16 protein-coding genes are annotated in these 18,949 nt (G+C 71.4%); 5 read left to right on the forward strand and 11 right to left on the reverse strand.

Features of this window, described 5'->3' with window-relative positions:
- Window positions 1-781 precede the first annotated feature (781 nt).
- On the reverse strand, window positions 782-1,813 hold the full coding sequence (locus ACFY1L_RS52770) for a LacI family DNA-binding transcriptional regulator (protein WP_388842714.1): 1,032 nt from the start codon (window positions 1,811-1,813) through the stop codon (window positions 782-784).
- A gap of 184 nt (window positions 1,814-1,997) precedes the next feature.
- On the opposite strand from ACFY1L_RS52770, the gene ACFY1L_RS52775 reads away from it, so the two are divergent.
- The 4 genes from ACFY1L_RS52775 to ACFY1L_RS52790 all read left to right on the forward strand — a co-directional run bounded on the left by ACFY1L_RS52775 (window position 1,998) and on the right by ACFY1L_RS52790 (window position 6,439).
- Entirely contained in the window at window positions 1,998-2,777 is a 780-nt protein-coding gene (locus ACFY1L_RS52775) for a fumarylacetoacetate hydrolase family protein (RefSeq protein ID WP_388842715.1), read from the forward strand.
- Between the two features lie 340 nt (window positions 2,778-3,117).
- Window positions 3,118-4,122: a C-terminal binding protein gene (locus ACFY1L_RS52780; RefSeq protein ID WP_388842716.1), complete on the forward strand. Its 1,005-nt coding sequence runs from the start codon at window positions 3,118-3,120 to the stop codon at window positions 4,120-4,122.
- On the forward strand, window positions 4,119-5,747 hold the full coding sequence (locus ACFY1L_RS52785) for a phosphotransferase (protein WP_388842717.1): 1,629 nt from the start codon (window positions 4,119-4,121) through the stop codon (window positions 5,745-5,747). The genes ACFY1L_RS52780 and ACFY1L_RS52785 overlap by 4 nt, the downstream gene beginning before the upstream one ends.
- Window positions 5,748-6,148: 401 nt before the next feature.
- Window positions 6,149-6,439 (forward strand): hypothetical protein, encoded by a 291-nt coding sequence (locus tag ACFY1L_RS52790; protein WP_388842718.1) that lies wholly within the window; start codon window positions 6,149-6,151, stop codon window positions 6,437-6,439.
- A gap of 10 nt (window positions 6,440-6,449) precedes the next feature.
- On the opposite strand, the gene ACFY1L_RS52795 is transcribed toward ACFY1L_RS52790, so the two are convergent.
- Together ACFY1L_RS52795 and ACFY1L_RS52800 are read right to left on the reverse strand one after the other, a co-directional pair.
- Window positions 6,450-6,932 carry a MarR family winged helix-turn-helix transcriptional regulator gene (locus ACFY1L_RS52795; RefSeq protein WP_388842719.1) on the reverse strand — a complete coding sequence of 161 codons (483 nt, stop codon included), beginning with the start codon at window positions 6,930-6,932 and terminating at the stop codon, window positions 6,450-6,452.
- Between the two features lie 64 nt (window positions 6,933-6,996).
- Entirely contained in the window at window positions 6,997-9,483 is a 2,487-nt protein-coding gene (locus ACFY1L_RS52800) for a SpoIIE family protein phosphatase (protein ID WP_388842720.1), read from the reverse strand.
- A 276-nt stretch (window positions 9,484-9,759) separates the two neighbouring features.
- Here ACFY1L_RS52800 and ACFY1L_RS52805 point away from each other — a divergent pair, with 276 nt between their 5' ends.
- Entirely contained in the window at window positions 9,760-10,995 is a 1,236-nt protein-coding gene (locus ACFY1L_RS52805; RefSeq protein WP_388842721.1) for a cytochrome P450, read from the forward strand.
- Here ACFY1L_RS52805 and ACFY1L_RS52810 read toward each other — a convergent pair.
- The 8 genes from ACFY1L_RS52810 to ACFY1L_RS52845 all read right to left on the reverse strand — a co-directional run bounded on the left by ACFY1L_RS52810 (window position 10,954) and on the right by ACFY1L_RS52845 (window position 18,936).
- On the reverse strand, window positions 10,954-12,141 hold the full coding sequence (locus tag ACFY1L_RS52810) for an XdhC family protein (protein WP_388842722.1): 1,188 nt from the start codon (window positions 12,139-12,141) through the stop codon (window positions 10,954-10,956). The two genes, ACFY1L_RS52805 and ACFY1L_RS52810, sit on opposite strands and share 42 nt — an antisense overlap.
- Window positions 12,142-12,148: 7 nt before the next feature.
- Window positions 12,149-12,919, reverse strand: coding sequence for an Asp/Glu racemase (locus ACFY1L_RS52815; protein WP_388842723.1), 771 nt, complete (start codon window positions 12,917-12,919; stop codon window positions 12,149-12,151).
- A 73-nt stretch (window positions 12,920-12,992) separates the two neighbouring features.
- A complete protein-coding gene (locus ACFY1L_RS52820; RefSeq protein ID WP_388842724.1) occupies window positions 12,993-13,862 on the reverse strand; it encodes an alpha/beta fold hydrolase in 870 nt (289 codons plus the stop codon).
- Window positions 13,863-13,873: 11 nt separating this feature from the next.
- Window positions 13,874-14,554 carry an isochorismatase family protein gene (locus ACFY1L_RS52825; RefSeq protein ID WP_388842725.1) on the reverse strand — a complete coding sequence of 227 codons (681 nt, stop codon included), beginning with the start codon at window positions 14,552-14,554 and terminating at the stop codon, window positions 13,874-13,876.
- Window positions 14,551-15,192, reverse strand: a complete 642-nt coding sequence (locus ACFY1L_RS52830; RefSeq protein WP_388842726.1) for an SRPBCC family protein — start codon at window positions 15,190-15,192, stop codon at window positions 14,551-14,553. The genes ACFY1L_RS52825 and ACFY1L_RS52830 overlap by 4 nt, the downstream gene beginning before the upstream one ends.
- Window positions 15,183-15,722, reverse strand: coding sequence for a (2Fe-2S)-binding protein (locus tag ACFY1L_RS52835; protein ID WP_388842727.1), 540 nt, complete (start codon window positions 15,720-15,722; stop codon window positions 15,183-15,185). Before ACFY1L_RS52835 ends, ACFY1L_RS52830 begins: the two co-directional genes overlap by 10 nt.
- Window positions 15,719-18,091: a xanthine dehydrogenase family protein molybdopterin-binding subunit gene (locus ACFY1L_RS52840; protein WP_388842728.1), complete on the reverse strand. Its 2,373-nt coding sequence runs from the start codon at window positions 18,089-18,091 to the stop codon at window positions 15,719-15,721. The genes ACFY1L_RS52835 and ACFY1L_RS52840 overlap by 4 nt, the downstream gene beginning before the upstream one ends.
- Window positions 18,088-18,936, reverse strand: coding sequence for an FAD binding domain-containing protein (locus ACFY1L_RS52845; RefSeq protein WP_388842729.1), 849 nt, complete (start codon window positions 18,934-18,936; stop codon window positions 18,088-18,090). Before ACFY1L_RS52845 ends, ACFY1L_RS52840 begins: the two co-directional genes overlap by 4 nt.
- Between the last annotated feature and the right edge of the window lie 13 nt (window positions 18,937-18,949).

An 18,949-nucleotide genomic window follows, 5' to 3' on the forward strand; every position in this document is an offset into this window, starting at 1 on the left:
AAGACCCCAAGCCGTTCATCTGGACCAAGACAGCCGAAGAGATCCTCGACTCCCTCGCCCGCTTCTGCCGACGGATCTCTGGCGCAGGACACTAGGCGGAGCACGTCCGCGTCGGACACTCCCTCGGCCGCCGCGGCCAGCTCCAGCCGAAGGGCGTCCACCTCGGCTTCCGCGTCGCTCGTACCCTCCGGCCGGCCACCGACAGGACTGGCGGTCATTCCGCCTCCTAGCTCACGTGTCCGAACCACATCTCGAGGGCCTTATGTGGTGCGGACGGCGGGCGCGCATCGCGCTACGGACCCGGAGCGGGCGAATTCCACCATCGGGAGATGCGGCGCCCGGTGTCCACCCGTGGGCGGCAGGCCCGATCACGTGTCCGAGGCTTCTCAAGCCACACGCGCTGCCCTCCTCGGTGACGGTCAGGCCGAATAAGTCGATCCGCTCGCCGTTCCTCTGCCACCAACGGTACGCCGGGCACCACTCTCGGTCCACAAAGGACGGAGGCGCCCCGCCCCATCGTGCGGTGAGCTCCGGCGCGGCCCGGCGCGACCGCAGATACCGACGCCAGGGGCGCAGGGCACGTCCGTCATGGACATCCCTCCCGACGCGGAACCTACGCGGCAGCCCCGAACCTCACGCCAGAACCCGCGAGAACGCCCACGCCGGACGATCTCGTACTGACGATCACCCGGGCATGTCTCCCCGTCCCTGCACAACCGTCGCTCGACGAACCGGGGCACGGGAAGCGCGCTACTCGGGGTGCGGGAGCACGGGCCGTGACTCAAGCGGTTCGGGACGAGGGCTTTCCCGCAGGGCACGCCGTGCTGCCGCGCACGATCAGGGTTCCGGGGGAGACCGAGGTGTACGGGCCGTCGTTGCCCGCCCCGTTCTTGAGCCGGCGCATCAGCCACAGTGCGCAGCCGGTCGCCATCTCCTGGATCGGCATGCCGATCGTGGTGAGCCCCGGGCCCCACCAGGAGAAGCCGGGCTCGTCCCCGAACCCGACCACGGACAGGTCGCCGGGCACCTTCACGTCCTGCTGGGCGAGCTCGTCCAGGACTCCCAGGGTGAGCCGGACCGATCCCAGGACGAGTGCGGTGGGCGGAGAGGGCTCGCCCAGCAGTCGGCGTACGGTCTGACGCCCGTGGTCGACGGACGACGGAGGGCTCAGCTCGGTATGCCCGGCGTCGGCCGGCAACCCGGCGTCCCGCAGGGCCGTGCGGAAGCCACGCAGACGCTCCGCGCCGGTGGGCAGTTCCTCGGGGCCGCCGAGGTAGGCGACGCGGGTGTGGCCCAGGGCCACCAGGTGCGCCGTGGCCTGGCGCAGTGCCTCGTGGTCGTCCACGCCGAACCACTGGGAGCCGAGTGAGGGGTGGCGGCGCAGCAACTGGAGATGGGGGAGGGTGCGCAGGAGCTTGACGGACTCCTGGTGCGGGCGGGCCGTGGGGACGATGATGACACCGGCCACCAGGGTCGCGGACAGCTCGCGGAGGTGGCGCAGCTCCACCATCCGGTCGTCGTCGGTCTCCGAGAGCATCAGTTGGTAGCCCTCGGCCTCCAGGTTCTTGGACAGCTCGTGGGCGATGGTGGAGTAGAAACTGTTGCGGATGTCGGGGATGACCAGGGCGACCACGTTGCTGGAAGCGCCCCGCATCATGCGCGCCGCGCGGTTGCCGACGTACCCCATCTCCGAGGCGACCTGGCGGACCCGGAACTTGGTCTCCTCGCTGATCCGTGCGTCGTCGGCGAGTGCCCGGCCGACTGTCGACACGGAGACTCCGAGGCGTTCGGCGATGTCCTTGGTCGTGACCACGTAAACGGTTCCCCCTCGACTCACTGGCCCGCTGACCACCTTCAGTGTGCCAACGATAGCGCTCATCGGCGCGGCACGTCGTCGGAAGGGCGGCTGCGGGAAGGTCTTCGCGACTGCGTGCTAACGTTAGCATCAATGATGGGCTCGGCAGTTGCCCCAGGCTGCCCCGGCGCGGAGGTTGCTCGTGCGGATCGTCAGATACGCCCTGGACGGCGTGCGCTACTACGGAGAACTCGAGGCGGGCGACGCGAGGATCGCTAGGTTCGACGGTGACCCCTACACGGGGTTGTCGCCCACCGGGCATGTCGACGACATCGGCGACGTGGCCGTTCTCGCCCCGCTCGACCGGCCCCGAGTCTTCGGGTTCGCCTACAACTACGCGGCGCACGTCGGCGAGACCGACCGGGGGCTTCCGGACGTTCCCGTCTGCTTCATGAAGCCGAGCACGGCGGTCGTCGGGCCGGGGGATGCCATCGTCTATCCGACGGACGGCGAACTGATCCATTTCGAGGGCGAGTTGGTCGTCGTCATCGGCAAGGAGGCCCGGCATGTGAAGCCTTCCGAGGCCTATGACTGCATCCTTGGCTACACCTGCGGCAACGACGTCAGTGACCGCGTCGTCCAGCGCAAGGAGAGTAGATTCGGAACGCTGCTGATCGGGAAGGGCCGGGACACTTTCGCACCTCTCGGTCCGGTCATCGCCACCGGGCTCGACCCCTCGGGGCTGGCCCTCGCCACCCGGGTGAACGGTGCGGTCGCCCAGTCGGCGAGCACGGCCGACCTGCTGATCGGCGTCCCGGATCTCGTCAGCTACCTCAGCCGCCATCTGACCCTGCTGCCGGGAGACGTGATCTTCACCGGCACGCCGTCCGGAGTGGGGCCCATCCGCCCCGGCGACGAGGTCGAGGTCGAGATCGAGGGTATCGGCGTGCTGCGCAACCCTGTGGTGGCCGAGAGCCGCTGACATCCACGGTCCTTCGAGCGCTTGTACGGGCCGTCTAGTGTGATGGGCCATGGAAGTGCTATCGTTAGCATCGTGAGTCTGTGGCACAGTGGTACAAAACGCCCCGGCATATCCGTGCCTCGCCGCTGGGACGGGGACGCCGTCACGGCCACAAGCCGGCGAGCGTCGCCACTCCGCCCGAACTCAGCGCCCCACCTGCCTCCGCTCGCGACGACCGTCGGCCCCGCCAGTCACGCCGTCGGTCGCCCCGGGCGACGAACGACCCCTGTGGACCGCATGCGATCAGGCCGGCCGCCCGGCCGCCCGCATCGGCCGCACGATTTCCGCGAGGACGACTGCCATGAAACCACCGAGCCGCCCCGGCACCGTGCTGCTCACCGACTACGCCTGGCCCGACGACTCCGTCGAGCGCTCCGTCATCGAGCAGGCGGGCCACACTCTCGTGACCGGCCCGGCCGAACCCGCCGCGGCCGAGGCGATCGAAGGGCTGGTCGCCGAACACCGGCCCGCCGGCATCCTCACCTGCTGGGCGCCCGTGTCGGCCACCGCGGTCGAGACCTCCCCGGAGCTGAGGATCGTCGCCAGACTCGGCGTGGGGCTCGACAACATCGCCGTCGACACGGCCACCGAACGAGGCGTGTGGGTCACCAACGTCCCGGACTACTGCGTCGAGGAGGTCTCCGACCACGCCGTCGGCATGGTGCTGGCCTGGACCCGCGGCCTGGCCCTGTTCGACCGGGAGGTGCGGTCCGGCCGCTGGAACCCCGCGAGCGCCCGGCTGCGCCGCCTGTCGACCCTCACCTGCGGCGTCGTCGGGTACGGACGCATGGGACGCGCCACCGCGCGCAAGCTCGGCGCGTTCGGCTGCCGGGTCCTCGCGCACGACCCGCACCCACCCAAGGACACCCCGGGCGTGGAGATGACGGCTCTGGATGAGCTGCTGCGCCGCTGCGACGTGGTGATCCTCCACGTGCCGCTCACACCCGGCACCCACCACATCATCGGCGCCGAGCAGTTGGCCCAGATGAAGACGGGCGGCCTGCTGGTCAACGTCAGCCGCGGCGGTCTGGTGGACACCGACGCGGTCGTCAAGGCGCTCGACAGCGGGCACCTGGACGGGGCGGCACTCGACGTACTGGAGAGCGAACCCCACGTACCCGCGGCTCTCCTCCAGCAGCCCGGAGCGCTGCTGACCCCGCATGTCGCCTTCTCCTCCGACGCCTCGGTCACGGAACTGCGCCGCCGCGCCGCCGAAGAAGTCGTACGGGTCCTGGCGGGCGAGGCACCCGCTCACGCCTGCAACAGCCCCCACGCCCAGATGCCCGACCAGGGGCAGCGACGATGAGCGCCGCCTCCGCGCGGACGGGCCCCGATCCCGCCCTGTCCGCCTTCCTGATCGCCCATGCACTCGCCCGTCCCGGCGAGACCGCCCGCTGGACCCCGCTGGCCGGCGGCGTCTCCTCCGACCTGTGGCGCGTGGACCTTCCGGGGCGCTCCCTGTGCGTCAAGCGCGCCCTGGCCAAGCTGAAGGTCGCCGCCGACTGGCAGGCACCGGTCTCCCGCAACGCCTACGAATGGGCGTGGATGCGGTTCGCCGCCCGGCACCGACCGGACAGCGTGCCCGAACTGCTGGCCCACGACCCCGACGCCGGCCTGTTCGCGATGGCCTACCTGCCGCCCGAGCGGCACCCCATGTGGAAGGCCCTGCTGATGGCCGGCGACGTGCGGCCGGAGACCGCGGCGGCCGTCGGAGAACTGCTCGGCACCCTGCACGCGAAGAGCGCAGGCGACGTCGGCCTCGCCGCCGAGTTCGCCACCGACGACAACTTCCACGCGCTGCGCATCGAGCCGTACCTCCTCGCGACGGCCGCGGCGCATCCCGCGCTGAGTGACATCCTGAAGTCGCTCGCGGATCGCACGGCGAGCACACACCTGGCACTGATCCACGGTGACGTCAGCCCCAAGAACATCCTCGTCGGCCCCTCCGGACCGGTCCTGTTGGACGCGGAGTGCGCCTGGTACGGAGACCCGGCCTTCGACCTCGCGTTCTGCGTCAACCACCTACTGCTCAAGAGCCTCGTGGTCCACGGTCGACGCACCGAACTGCTGCGCTCCGCCCGTGTGTTGACCGAGGAATACACCCGCCGCGTCGACTGGGAGCCCCTCGGCGCACTCGAGTCGCGCGCCGCGTCACTCCTCCCGGCCCTGCTGCTCGCACGCGTCGACGGCAAGTCCCCCGTGGAGTACCTCACCGACGACCGGCACCGGGACCTCGTCCGTACCGTGGCCACGGAGCTGCTCCGGGCGCCCGCCCCGACGGTGTCCGACGTCCTGGGCACATGGACGACCGCACTCGGGTCCCGAACCGCGCCCGTCGGCGCACGGCAGGACCCACCCACCGACAGGACGCGCTCCGCGGAGCCGACCAAGGAGCGACAGATGCGCAGAGTGGTCACCGGTCACGACGAGAGTGGCCGATCGGTCGTCGTCAGCGACGGTCCCGTTCCCCGCAGCCGTGAGTTCACCAGTCTGCCGGGCTTCGTGTCCCGGCTGCCCTGGGCGACCGAACCCGGTGCCCCGGTGAGCCCGACCGGGGACGACCCGACCCCGGAGGTGACCAGCCTTCTCCCTGCCCCCGGCGGCACCCGGTTCATCGTCCTCACCCTCCCGCCGGACAGCGCGATGGCCGACCCCGCCTTCGACCCGGCCGCCTTCGGCCGCGAGCAGCACGCCGACTCGCCCGGCCTCGCGGACCTCATGGAGCCCGACGGCATGCACACGACGCCGACGGTGGACTACGGCATCGTGCTGGCGGGCGTGGCCGTCCTCGAACTCGACGACGGCCACTGCACGCCTCTGTCGGCCGGGGACATCGTGATCCAGAACGGCACCAGGCACGGCTGGCGCAACCGCGGTGACGGACCGGTCACGCTGGCGTTCGTCCTCATCGGTACCGAACGCGAGGGCTGACCGAGCCGGAGAGGGCGCGGCACGTCGGAGTCCGAGCCGCCTGGTGACGGTTGGGGCTGTGCCCGTGCCGGGGTGGTGCCCGACGAGTCAGCAGCGCCCCCCGGGGGGGAACCGGCCCATTCCGTGGGTCCTTAAGCCGAGGTCCCCGGCCATGTCGGACATCACGGTTCCCCCGCCGGGGCCGCGTCCCCCAACCCCGCCGAGCGCCCGAGGCGGCCCGCGGCACCCGGTAGGGACGTCCGGTCGAAGATGCCTTAGGCTTCCCCACCATGAACCGCGTTGTGGCCGTCCCTCGGAGGGACGTGATTACCCAGCGCGCCGGCTGAGCCAGGACTCCGGCGCGCTACTGGTCGCGCCCGGAACCTGGTCCGGATCTTCGAAACCTGACGAGAGGATCCGTGATGACTCACGCCGTACGCCAAGCCCGCCCCGTTTCCCGCGATCACTCCGACTCCTCGGCCCCGCGCAGGGTGGTCACTCATGTCACCGGCGCTCTGGACGGTGTCATGCGCGTCGTCACCGTGCTGCGCGCTCGCGGTTACGTCGTCCGAGACCTCTCGGTCGACGTCCGGGAGGAACTCCACAGCGAGCTCAGGGCGACCGTCGTCGTCACGGCGCAGCAGGCAGACCTCCTGCTCGAACGTCTGCGGCGACTCGCAGTCGTCGTAGACGCCCTGGCGGAGGACCTCTGACTCACGACGACTACGGGGCGCCCTCCGCCAGGCCTTCCCAGTGGTCGGCGAGTTCCTGCAACGCGGCCACGAAGGGGGCACGCAGACTCTCCTCGAAGTTCTCCAGAAGCAGCTTGTCGAGGCCGCGGGCCCGGTCGTTGGCCTCGCGCAGCGCCTGCTGACCCTGGTCGGTGACGTAGAGGAGTTTGCGGCGGCCGTCGGCGGTGTCGGGGCGGCGGGCGAGCAGGCCGCGGTTCTCCAGCCTGCGCGCCACGTCGGCCATGGTGGAGGTGTCGAGCGTGACGGCCGCGGCCATCGAACGCTGGTCGCGGCCCGGGTTGGCCTCGACCGCCTGCAACACCGCGAACTGCGGGCCGGTCAGCACCGGGTCCACCTCGCGTGCCCACACCGCGAGATACGCCTGGTAGAGGCGGCGGACCTGATAGCCGGGCGCGGCGCTCAGGGCGGCGGGAATCTCCGGGGTGGTGTCAAGGGACTGGGTCTGGTCGGCCATGGCGCCTACTTAAGCATGCGCGGCCGTGGCCGAGCGAGGGTGGGGGTGACGCGGTGGTGGTTCCTCACGCGGCGGGCTCCGTCAGGGACTGTTCCGCCCAGATGACCTTGCCTTCCGCCAGATAACGGGTGCCCCAGCGCCGGGTGAACTGGGAGATGAGCAGGAGGCCGCGACCGCCCTCGTCGGTGGTCTTCGGATGCCGCAGGTGCGGAGCGGTCGCCCCGCCGTCGAAGACCTCGCAGATGAGCGACCGCTCCAGGAGCAGGCGCAGCCGGATCGGACCGACGGCGTGCCGCATCGCGTTGGTGACGAGCTCGCTGACGACCAGTTCGGTGGTGAACGCCAGATCGTCCAGCCCCCAGACGGCGAGCTGCCGGCTGCTGATCCTGCGGGCCTCGGCCACGACGGCGGGGTCGGCGGGCAGCTCCCAGTCGGCGACCTGGTCGGAGCCCAGGCGTCTGGTGCGGGCCATGAGCAGCACGGCGTCGTCGTCCGGGCGGGCGGGGACCAGCTCGTGGACCACGGCCCGGCAGCGGAGCTCCAGCGACTGGTCGTCCCGGGCCAGATGGCGGCCCAGCCGGTCCCTCGCCGCTTCGAGACCGCGAGCGGACGATCCGTCCCCCGTCCCATCGGAACCCCGGGCCGCGAGAAGGCCGTCGGTGTGCAATGCCACCGTTGTGGCCTCCGCCAGCTCCAGCTCCACCGCTTCGAAGGGCGGGCCGCCCACGCCGAGGGGCGGTCCGACGGGCATCGCGGGGAACGTGACGGTGCCGTCGCGGGCGACCAGAGCGGGCACCGGGTGGCCGGCGCTCGCCAGGGTGATCCGGCCGGTGACCGGATCGTAGATCGCGTAGAGGCAGACCGTTCCCGTACTGCGCCGGCCACCGGCGGTCGGAGTGCCGGACTCGGCGTCCTCGTCCCGCGCCGCCTGGGCGACCAGGTCGTCGAGGTGGGCCAGTACCTCGTCGGGAGACAGATCGAGGTCGGCCAGGGTGCGCACGGCGGTGCGCAGCTGTCCCATCGCGGCGGCGGCGCCGATGCCGTGACCGGGGACCTCTCCCACCACGAGGGCGACGCGTGTCCCGGACAGCGGGATGACGTCGTACCAGTCACCGCCCAGCCCGGTGAGTTCGTCGGCCGGCCGGTAGCAGGCCGCCACGTCGACCGCGTCCTGGTCCGGGAGCCGGTGCGGGAGCAGGTTGCGCTGAAGCACGAGCGCGGCGTCGCGCTCCCGGGTGTAGCGGCGGGCGTTGTCGATACAGACCGCCGCCCGGCCCACCAGGTCCTCGGCCAGACCGAGGTCCTCCTCGTAGAACGCCTCCTGGTGCTCGCGCCGGAAGAACGTGGCGATGCCGAGGGTGATCCCGCGCGCCCGGATCGGTACCGTCATCGCGCTGTGCAGCCCGAGATCCCGGAACGTACCGTCGCGCTCCTCGGCAGGAGTGGCGACCCACAACGTGTCCAGCGAGGGGAGGCGTTCCGCGCGCCAGGACTCGCCGCTGGTGAGGCAGCGCACCGCGGGGGAGTCGTGGGTGTACAGGGTCGTGGCACCGACCTCCACGAGCGCCTCCGGGACACCGCCCTTCGTGGACTGGTGTCCGGCGCGGCGCAGAGACGCGATGTCCTGCTCGGTGAGCGGCCTGGACGGGGGGTCCAGACCGCGCAGGACGGCCTCCAGCAGATCCACGGTGACGAAGTCGGCGAGTCCGGGCACGGACACGTCCGCCAGTTCCTGGGCGGTCCGCGCGACGTCCAGCGAGCGTCCGATGCGCTGACCCGCCTGGTCGAGCAGGGCCAGCCGCTGGCGGGCGCGGTGGCGTTCGGTGATGTCCTCCACGGTGTAGAACACGCCCACGGGGTGGCCCTCGTCGTCCTCGAGCCGGGTGAAGGACATCGAGTACGCCGTCTCCCGGTGCGGCGCCGACCGCACCCGGCCCATCGTCTCGTACGCGATGACGGGCCGGCCGCTGCTCAGGACCTGCCGCATCCTCTCCTCGTACTTCTCCGCGTCGAGTCCGGGCTGGACGTCGGCGAGCCGCTTCCCGAGCCGGTCCTGCGGCGGGCCGCCGCCGAACCGCGAGAGTGCCGTGTTCGACCAGACGTAGCGCAGATCCGTGTCGAGGATGGCTATGCCGACCGGGGACTTGAACAGCATCCGTTCCAGGACTCCACGGCTCATGTCCCAGCCGGGTGCCTGGCCCAGGCCTTCGAGCAGCACCAGCCAGCGTTCCGGGCCGTCCGTCTCGGCGGCCAGGACGGCGCGCACCATCAGCCGGACCGGGTGGCCGTCCCGGTGCCGGGCGGTGAGCAGACCGGCCCAGCCACCGTTCCGGCGGCAGCGCTCGGACAGGTGGGGGAGTCGCTGCGCGTCCTCGGCGAGCAGCAGGTCGACCGCGGCGCGGCCCACCGTCTCGGCCGCGGGATAACCGAGCAGGCGTTCCGCGTCGGGGGTCCAACTCGTGATCACGGCGTGTGCGTCCAGGAGCAGCGGTGCGGCGTCGGCCATGTCGAACCGCTGCCCGGCGATGTCAGGTTGCTCGTGCGCTCCCACAGCGGCACTCTCCGTCCCTGTGAGTCGACCACCCTCGTGTCCGATTCTTGCACCAGGAGTGACGTCCGTCCGGTTCACGGCCTTTGCCCGGCCGTGACGCCCACGACCGAGCTGGTCGCCTCTCCAGGGGCTGGACTCGGAGAATTCGCGACGATGCAGGAATGGCGCGACTATTATTTGTCTTTCGGGCTTCTGGGGCGATTTTTGCTCACGATAGGCCTATGCTGCCCGCATGACTGCCGCAAGACGTACCCGAACTACGAGGGAGGGGCCGAGGTGCCTCTGGCCGAACCCGCCGACCTCCAGCAGATCGCGCGTTTCGATGATCCGTCCTTCCTGGAGGATCCGTACGGCGCTTACGCACGTCTTCGCCGCGAGGCGCCGGTCTGGTGGTGTGAGTCGGCGTCGGCATGGACCGTCACGCGATACGCGGACGCGCGGACCGTGCTTCTGGACCCCGAGTCGTTCACCTCCGCTCCACAGGGCGCGAACGCCTACCTCGATCTGGACGGCCCCAACCCGTACGACGACCCCGGCTCGGGGATGCTGGTCCTCACCGAACCACCCGCGCACCGGACCCACCGCAGGATGTTCACCGGTGGTGCCTCCTACAGCAGCGGTGCGGCCGAGGCGATGCGGGCCAGGATGGCCCGCATGAGCGAAGAGCTCGTGGCGGCGCTGCCGGAGGGTGACGTCGACGCGGTGGACGACGTCGCCCGGCCGGCGGTGATGTGGCTCATGAAGGAGTTCTTCGATCTGCTCGAGCCCCAGGCGGACGAGCCCCCCTGGCAGGACGCGTTGCTCGGCTACTACTCCCCGGGCACGGGCGCGGCCACCACGGGACTCCACCGGTACATGGAACGGCTGGTGAGGACCCGCCGTCAGGACCATGGCCACGATCCGGTGTCCCTCGCCGTCCAGGCGAACGACCGGAAGGGTGCCCTGAGCGACGCACAGATGGCCTGGAACTTCTTCGACGCGATTCTGGCCGGGGGCGCGTCCACGCTGGCCCTGGCAGCCGAGTCGATCAACGTGATCGCGCGGAACCCCCGGTGGCAGAGTCCTGACTACTGGGACACGACCGCTGCCGCCATGCGGTCCACCGAGGAACTGCTGAGGTGGGCGAGCCATATCCACCAGGTCACTCGCACCGCCACACGGGACGTCGAACTGAACGGTCGGCTGATCAGGTCCGGGGACACGGTCTTCGTGGTTCTCGCCTCCGCGGACCGGGACGAGTCGGTGTGGGACCGAGGCGACGAACTCGATCTCGCCCGCGAGCCCCGACAGGCGAACTTCGCCTTCGGACACGGACCTCATGTGGCCACCGGGTCCATGCTCGCCCGCACCTTCCTGTCCACCCTGCTTCCCGCCTTCCTCCACACCTGCCGCCCGTTCTCGCCAGGGGCCTTGCCCTCGCACGCACGCATCCGCGGAATCAGCACTCCCGTCTCCGTTCCGATCACGCGGTCACGCGAAGGAACGGCTCCCCAGGTGGGAGCCCCGCAATGAGCGTGTGGCGGCGTCACCGTGGATCGGGCCGCTCCGGTCGGCCAGTCGGAGGCCGCTGCCTCCCTGCCGTACGGCGATGATCTCCGCCGCGATGGACAGCGCTGTCTCCTCCGGGGTCCGGGCGCCCAGGTCCAGCCCGATGGGGCTGGCGAGCCGGGTCAGCTCGGTCTCGGTCAGGCCGGCCTCCGTCAGGCGGTCCCGCCGTTCCTCATGGGTGCGCCGGGAGCCCATCGCGCCGATGTACCCGATGTCGGGCAGGCGCAGCGCGACCTGGAGGAGCGGGACGTCGAACTTGTGGTCGTGGGTGAGCACACAGATCACGGTGCGGCCGTCGATCCGGCCGGCTTCCGCCTCCGCCCGCAGATAACGGTGCGGCCACTCGACCACCACCTCGTCCGCCCCCGGCAGACGCGCGGCGGTGGCGAACACCGGGCGCGCGTCGCACACCGTGACCCGGTAGCCGAGGAAGGCCCCGGTCCGCGCGAGGGCGGTGGCGAAGTCGATCGCGCCGAACACGATCATCCGGGGTGGCGGCAGGAAGGACTCGACGAACACCGCCACCTCTTCCCCGAGGGCGTCCGAGGCGGGGCCGAGGCACGGTTCCTGCGGGCCGTAGCGCAGGATGCCGGTACGGCCGACGGTCAGGTACCCGAGGGCGTCCGCCGCCAGCTGGTCGTCCAGCCGCCGTAGGCCCGTGCCGCCCGCGGTCCGGTCCGGCCGGACGACCAGGCGGCGGCCGACGGTCTTCGGCGGACCGGCAAGCACGGTGGCCACCGCGATCGGCTGTCCGGCGTGCACGGCCTCGGCCACCTCGCCCAGCTGGGGGAAGGTCGTCGGATCGACCCGCTCCACGAACACGTCCAGAGTGCCGCCGCAGGTCAGACCGACCGCGAAGGGGTCCACCGCCGACCCCCCGTACCGCTGGAGGACCGGACCGGCTCCCGAGAGGGCCTCCTGGCCCAGCTCGTAGACCGCGCTTTCGACGCAGCCGCCCGACACGCTGCCGACCGCCTCGCCCGCGGGGCCCACCAGCATCGAGGCGCCGGGCGGGCGGGGCGCCGAGTGGTGGCAGGCCACCACGGTGGCCAGTGCCGACGCCTCGCCCGCGACCCACCAGGGCAGCAGCTGCTCCAGAACGTCCCTCATGAGCGACTCAGCTCACCGCGGGGCTGGTCACACGCCCGCTCAGGAGGCTGCCGGCCCCGGGCACGGACGGCGACACCCCGAGTTCGGTCAGGATGCGGAACGCCGTCGAGGTGGCCGCCGACAGCACGGGCAGCCCCGCCTCGTCCTCCACCGGCTGGATCGACGCGAGCGACGGCATCTGCACGCACGCCGACAGCACCAGGGCATCGGCGCGGCGCAGGTCGAGGCGCTTCCAGTGCTCGCGCAGGTCGGCGGGGTCGAGACGGGCCACCGCCAGGTTGTCGGGCACTTCGAGACTGAGCGCGTCCACGACCTCGACACCGGCGTCCTCGACGTACTCCACCACCCGCGCGGTGAGGTCCTTCATGTACGGCGTGATGATCGCGACCCGCCTCGCTCCGAGGGCCTCGATGCCGCTGAGCAGCGCGCCGGCACTGGAGACGACCGGAGCCCCGGCGCCCTCGGCGCGCAGGACGGAGGTGATCTCCGCCTCCGCCACACAGTGGTGACCGGGCCCCTGGGCCATGATGGCGACCAGGCAGGCGGTGGCGACGACATCGGGCCGGGCGTCGGCGAGTTCGAGGGCGGCCCGCTCGGTCTGCGCGTTCATCCCGCGCAGTTCCTCGGGTGTCACGTGCTTCATCCGCATCCTGCTGCTGTGGAACACGAAACGGTCGCCCGGCTCCACGGCCTCGCGGGCGTTGAGCATGCGCGGCAGCTCGGTCTCCATGGTCAGGTTCGAGCTGGGCACGATCAGGCCGATGTGATGGTCAGTCATGGGAGGGCTCCTCCAGGTGAAGAAAGGGTCGAATGGGTTCGGCGGCCGGTGAGCCGCAGGCGGTGCGCAGGTCTCAGACCCGCCGCCGGTCTACGTGCGGCACGGCGAGCATGGCCTTCAAAGCGCTGGTCAGAGCCGTGAGAGCGGCTCCGGGGACGTCCCAGAAGATCATGTGCCCGGCGCCGGGAACCGGCTGCACCGGCGCCGACGGGTGCCGTTCGGTGGCCTCTCGTGCCCCGTCCGCCGTGACGACGAGGCTGTCGGCGCCGTAGAGCATGCAGACCGGCTCCGGTACCTGCGGCCACCAGTCGAAGAAGTCCTCGTGCTCGAAACCGTGATGCGTGGCCGCGACGGCCTCCTCGGCACAGCTGGAGAGCCAGCGCGCCCGGAGTTCTTGCTCGCGGCGCGGCCAGGTCGGCCAGGAGACCGCGACCTCGTTGGCGCTGGTGCCGCGCCGGGCCTCGGCCAGCTGCCGCCGGAACGTCTCCAGGCTCGTGGGGTACACACCCCGGCCCGGACCGCTCATGGGCGGGTCGGCCAGAACGGCCCCCCGCAGCGGCACCTTTCCCCGCGCCGAGACGACCGCCGCGATCCGGGCGCCCATGGAGTGACCCAGCAGCAACGGGCGTTCGAGCCCCAGGCCGGTGATGAGGGCTTCGGTGTCCTCGGCGTACTCCTCCAGGCCGTAGCCGTCACCGGTGTCGGACAGCCCCCGCCCGCGGACGTCCAGCACGACCGGCCTGACCAGAGCCGTCAGCTCGCGGGCGACGAAGTCCATGGTGATCGCGGGGCTGGTGATACCGGGCAGGACCACCAGCGGCGGCAACTCACCCCCGTAGTCGAGGGCGTGCAGCCGCAGACCGCCGGAGCGGACCCACCGGCTGGTGGCCGGCACGTCGGCGAGATCCGCGAGCGCGGGCTGCGGGATCGAACGCTCGGACATCGGGTTCCCTCTCATGAGCGGGCGCGCCGGACGGCGGCGGCGGGCACGGAACTGACGTAGCGGACGGCGTCGTCGAGGCTGATGACATCGCCGTACTTGGCCTGGATGTCGAACAGGGCGGCGCCCGCCGGGCCCTCCGCCCGGTCGCCCACGCAGGCGCGGGGCACCAGCACCGAGAAGCCGGACTGGACGGCGTCGACGGCGGTGGCCCGGACACAGCCGCTGGTGGTCGCCCCGCACACCACGACGGTGTCGCAGCCGAGTCCGGTCAGGGCGGCGGCCAGGCTGGTGCCGAAGAACGCCGAGGCGCCCTTCTTCACGACCAGCAGGTCATGTCCGGCGCGCATCGGCAGCCGCGGGTCGATGGCGACCGCGTCGCTGCCCTCGACCAGGGCGCGCAGGCCCGGGGCCTTGCGCAGCCAGGTGACCGAGTCACCCGACGCCTCGGCCTCGGTGTAGGCGATCGCGGTGAAGATCACCGGGACGTCGGGCGGACGTCCGGCCTCGATCAGACAGGTGGTCGCGGCCACCGTTTCGGTCAGGTCCGAGCCGGAGGGGTACGCGTCCTCGGTGAAACCCCGGGTCAGGTCGACCACCACGATCGCCGGTCGGCTGCCGCGCCGGACCGGAGCACCGAAGCCGGCCTCCTTGTAGGTGCGGTCGGTGCCGACACCGTAGAGCCCGCCCTTCATCGTCGCCGTCCCAGGAGCCGGCCCTGGAGGAGCCCGAGCAGGAACGCCACGACCACCGGGCCGTACTTCTTGAGCAGCGGTACGGCGACCAGCGACAGCCCGTTGAGCTCGGCGGAGGCGGAGGCGGAGGCGGCGGGAGCCGCGGACAGGGGGGTGTACGCGGAAGGGGCCGCCGTGCCCCCGGCCTGGCCGCCCTGGGCCAGGAGCAGGTTCCCGAGGTTCTGGGCGAACTGCTGGAGGATCCGGTCCGACACCGTGGCGATGGCGCCCTTGCCGAACTGGGCGATCTTGCCGCGGATCACCAGGTCCGTGGTGAGGTTCAGCTGCGCGCCGTCCGAGGTCGGCACGACTTCCAGGAAGACCTCGGCCTCGGCGTCTCCGCTGCCGTGCGTGTCGGCTCCGCTGGCGTGGACCCGCAGCTGTCGCTTGTCGGTGTCGACCTCCAGGAAGCGCACGGTGCCGGCGTAGGCGGCCGCGATCGGACCCACCTTGATCTTGACGGCGCCTCGCCAGGCATCGCCGTCACGGCCGTCGAGAGCGGCGCCCGGCATGCAGGACGCCACCCGCTCGACGTCGTTGATGAGGGCGAACACCGCGTCGGGCGCGGCCTTGACGGGAATGGCGTTGATCAGTTGCATGATGTCTCCTCGGTGCGCTTGCCGCACTGGGCGCGGCGGGCGGTCGCGCAGGCGTCGATCGCCTCGACGATGGTCTGGTAGCCGGTGCACCGGCACATGTTGGCGGCCACGGTCTCCTTGATCTCCTCCTTGGTCGCCTCCGGCCGCTCCGCGAGGAAACCTTCGGCGAGCATCAGGAAGCCCGGGGTGCAGAAGCCGCACTGCAGGCCGTGGTGCTCGCTGAAGGACCGCTGCAGGTCGGAGAGTTCGCCGGTGCCGGAGTCGGCGAGGGACTCGACGGTGGCGATCCGGGCCCCCTCCGCCTGGGCGGCGAACATCAGACAGGCCCGCACCGGCAGACCGTCGACGAGTAGGGTGCAGGCTCCGCAGATGCCGTGCTCGCAGCCGACGTGGGTGCCGGTCAGCCGCAGGTCGTGGCGGAGCACGTCCACGAGGGTGCGGCGCGGCGCCGTGATCACTTCGTACGACGTGCCGTTGACGTCGAGGGTGAGGAGCTGGACGTCGTCGCCCAGGCCGGTGGTGTCGTTCATGGGGTTCGCTCCGGTACGGGTGCGGTCAGGGCACGGTGGACGGTCTCCGGTGTGATGGGGGTGTTGTCGAGTTCGACGCGCGTGGGGCGCAGGGCGTCGTTGACGGCGTTGAGCACGGCGGCGGGGGCGCCGATGGTGCCGCCCTCCCCGGCGCCCTTGGCCCCGGTCTCGGTGAAGGCGCACGGGGTCTCCAGGTGGTGGATCTCCACCTCGGGGATCTCGTGCGCGGTGGGCACCTTGTAGTCCATGAACCCGGTGACTGCCGGCTCGCCCCCGGCGTCGTAGGTCACCTGCTCGAAGAGGGCTCCCGCGATGCCCTGGGCGATGCCACCGCGGCACTGGCCCTCCACGACCTGCGGGTTGATCGCCACCCCGCAGTCCTCGACACAGACGTAGGCGAGGATCTCCACCTGGCCGGTGCCCTCGTGGAGTTCGACGACGACTCCGTGGGTGGCGTTGGAGAAGGTGCCGTCGGTGGCCACGTCGAAGGCGGCGGTCGCGGTGAGACCGGGCTCGATGTCGTCCGGCAGCAGATGGGACCGGAGGTAGGCGATGTCGGCCAGGTGCTCGTACGTGAGCTCCCTGTCCGGCTCGTCCAGGCGACGGATCCGGCCACGGCCCAGCTCCGTCTTCTCCACGGGGACACCCCACTCGGCGGCGGCGATCGCGCGGAGCTTGTCGCCGAGCTTGACCGCCGCGCGCCGTACGGCACTGCCGCCGACGGTGATCGAGCGGCTGGCGAAGGTGCCCCAGCCGTAGGCGATGCGGTCGGTGTCGCCCTGGTGGAGGCGGACCTTGGCGATGTCGAGGCCCAACGCGTCGGCGACGATCTGCGCCATGGTCGTCTCGTGGCTCTGGCCGTGGCTCATGGTGCCGGTGGTGACGGTGACCGCGCCGCTGGTGTCCATGCGGACCTCGGAGAGGTCGAAGCCCGGGACGACCTCCATCTTGCGGGCGGCGAAGGCGGTGGAGCCGTAGCCCGTGCGCTCGCTGAAACAGCTGTAGCCGATCCCGATGTGCCGTCCCTCGGAGCGGGCGGCGGCCTGCCGCCTGTACCAGCCCGCCTCCTTGAGCGCCGCCTCGCACAGATCGAGGGATTCCCGGTAGGAACCCGGGTCGTACGTGATGTTGTTGACGCCGGTGTACGGGAACTCGGTGATGACGTTTCGGCGCCGGATCTCGACCGGGTCCAGGCCCAGTTCGCGGGCGGCGCGTTCCATGAGCCGCTCGACGACCATGACGTACTGGGGTCGGCTCACGCCTCGGTAGGGGGCGGTGGGGGCCTTGTTGGTGGTGATGGCCCGACCACGTGCCCGGTAGGCGGGGACCTTGTAGACGCCGGGCATCTCGCCGGCGGCCATCAGGGGCTCGATGCCGGCGGTGAAGGGGTAGCAGGAGTAGGCGCCCATGTCGCAGACCACGTCGGCGTCGAGGGCGAGGATCCGGCCGTCGGCGTCGAACGCGGCACGTGCGGTGTAGTGCTGTTCGCGGGAGAGGAAGGACGCGGTCAGGGCGTCCTTGCGGTCCTCGATCCACTTGACGGGCCGACGCAGCCGCAGCGCCGCCGCCGCGGCGGCGATCTCCTCGCGCCCGACCGCGCACTTGAGGCCGAAGCCGCCGCCCATGTCCGGCACGATCACGCGTACGGCGCGCTCGTGCAGGCCGAGACAGCGCGAGGCGACGGTGCGCACCTGGTGCGGGACCTGCGTGCACGTGTGCAGGACGAGCTGTTCCTCCCGGTCGTCCCACTGCGCGACCGCGCCACGCGTCTCCAGCGGCAGCGCGTTCTGCCGGCCGGTCCGGGCCTCCACCTCGACCACGCAGGCGGCCTTGGCGAAGACCCGGTCGATGCCCCGGGTGGCGAACAGGGTGACGTCGACGAGGGTGTTGAGCGCGGCCTCCTCGTGCACCAGCGGAGCGTCGGCGGCGAAGGCCTGCTCCTCGCCCATGACGGCAGGGATCGTCTCGTACGTCACCTTGGCGGCCTCCAGGCCGTCCTCGGCGGTGTACGCGTCACGGGCGACGACCACCGCGATGGGCTCACCGACATACCGGACCCGGTCCCGGGCGAGGACGGGCATCGCGGTCGGTACGTACTCCGAGAGCGGACGGTCGAGCCGGGCCGTGATGTCGCCCAGGTCGAGGTCCTCCGCGGTGAACGCGGCGACCACACCGGGCACTTGGCGTACGGCCGTGAGGTCGACGGAGGTGATCACCCCGTGGGCGACCGTGCTGCGGACGAACTGCGCGTGGAGCATGCCCGGCAGTTCGATGTCGTCGACGAACCGGCCGTGTCCGGCCAGCAGCCGGGGATCCTCACGGCGGCGCACGGACCTGCCGACCAGCGGACCGTCATCGGTGGACTTCATCGGGACATCGCCTCCTCACAGGCGCGTTCGACCAGGGTGCGGATGAGGTGCTTGCGGTAAGGGGTGCTGCCGTTGGCGTCGCCGGGCGGATCCACCGCGGCCGCCGCCGCTTCGGCGCACTCGCGGAACGTGCCGCCGGCGGCGAGCACGGCCTCCGCCTCGGGCACCCGGACCGGCAGCGCGGCCACCCCACCGAGGGCGACCCCGCCGCCGCGGACGGCGCGGCCGTCCGTGTCCAGGTCGACGGCGGCGGACACGATCGCGAAGTCCCCGCGACGCTCGGCGAACTCGGTGAGCGCCGCGTGCGGTGCGGGCCGCGGAAACACGATCTCGACGAGGATCTCGTCGGGTTCCAGGGCGGTCGTGTAGTAGCCGAAGAAGAACTCCCCGGCAGGGATACGACGTTGACCCCGCGGGCTGCGGGCCACGAACTCGGCGTCCAGCAGGACCGCGAGCAGGCACCACTCGGCGGTGGAGTCGCCGTGGGCCATGCTGCCGCCGACGGTCCCGCGGGTGCGGATCGGCAGGTGGCCGATCCACGCCATGGCGTCGCGGATGACGTCGAAGCCCGCCCCCAGCTCGTGCGGCGGGGCGATCTCCACCGTGTGGTGGGTGGTGAGGGCCCCGATGCGCAGTCCGCCGTCGGCACCGACGCCGAGGTGGTCGAGTTCGCGCAGGCCGCCGATGTCGACCAGGTGGGCCGGGCGGGCCAGTCGGTAGTTCATCATCGCGACCAGGCTCTGGCCGCCGGCGATGACCTTGGCGTCGTCGCCCAGCTCGGCGAGGAGCGCCGTGGCGCCCTCGACGTCGCGCGCCCTGTGATAGCGGAAGGGAGCGGGCTTCATGTCTCTCCTGTAG

Source organism: Streptomyces sp. NPDC001663, assembly GCF_042893105.1.
In the GTDB taxonomy this organism is placed as follows: Bacteria; Actinomycetota; Actinomycetes; order Streptomycetales; family Streptomycetaceae; genus Streptomyces.